Raw genomic sequence first — 787 nt, forward strand, 5'->3', positions numbered from 1 at the left:
GTATGGGAATGAATCTCCAGTATGCGCTGAATGATTATGGATTAGCTGAGAATAATGGCGTGATTGCCATTTGGGCTCAACAGACAAAAACAGGTGATGATGGAAGTGGAACAGGAGGAGATGGGTATTCTTGTAAAGTAACTTTGATTTGTAAAGATCGGGATGGGAATGTGAATGGTTCCGTATCTTGTTCAGGGAAGGAAAATTGTGAAAGGAATACTTTTTCCGGCTATGTACAATGTGATGATAAAGAGTCTATTCGTTGCGATTAGACTGTAGGGCATTTTGTTTTAACTTAGATCGTGGATGAATTTGCTTGCAATTTGTCCACGGTTTATAAAATAAAAAATTATGAATCTAAAATTAAGTAATATCATATTAACTGTCATATTTTTTTTGTCATTAATTTCTTGTCAAAAAGAAAGACAATTGCAGTTGGAAACTGTAAAGTATAAACAACTTTCGTTTGTAGAAGGTTGGGGTGATTCAATATTTTTATCCAAAGTGCGAGATTTACAATTTTATGAGAATCGGCTTTATATTTCGGATCAATATTTGTCTCAAGTAATAGAAACGAATCAATATTTTATCCTTAATAGATTTATAGGAAGGCAGGGGCCAGGTCCTAGAGATTTTGTGAGTATAGAGTCTATTGCGTTAGAAGATAGTTTTTTGTATGTTTTTGACATGGGACATAGCGCTGCTTTGTGTTTTGATCAAAAAGGTGAATTTCGTGGTAAGTATGCCTTGTTGAATGATCGTATTTATATGCCATATCGTTTTTTTG

General features: G+C 34.1%; 1 protein-coding gene and 1 pseudogene. Both read left to right on the top strand.

Annotated elements, in window-relative coordinates; all coding sequences use genetic code 11:
- Positions 1-272: pseudogene (locus tag KTG12_RS21425) on the top strand (hypothetical protein); the annotation flags it as partial.
- Positions 273-351: 79 nt separating this feature from the next.
- Positions 352-787, top strand: a 436-nt coding sequence (locus tag KTG12_RS21430; RefSeq protein WP_216945550.1) for a 6-bladed beta-propeller, incomplete at its 3' end; no start/stop codon positions are given.

The organism is Parabacteroides sp. MSK.9.14, from assembly GCF_019041495.1.
Lineage (GTDB): Bacteria > Bacteroidota > Bacteroidia > Bacteroidales > Tannerellaceae > Parabacteroides > Parabacteroides merdae.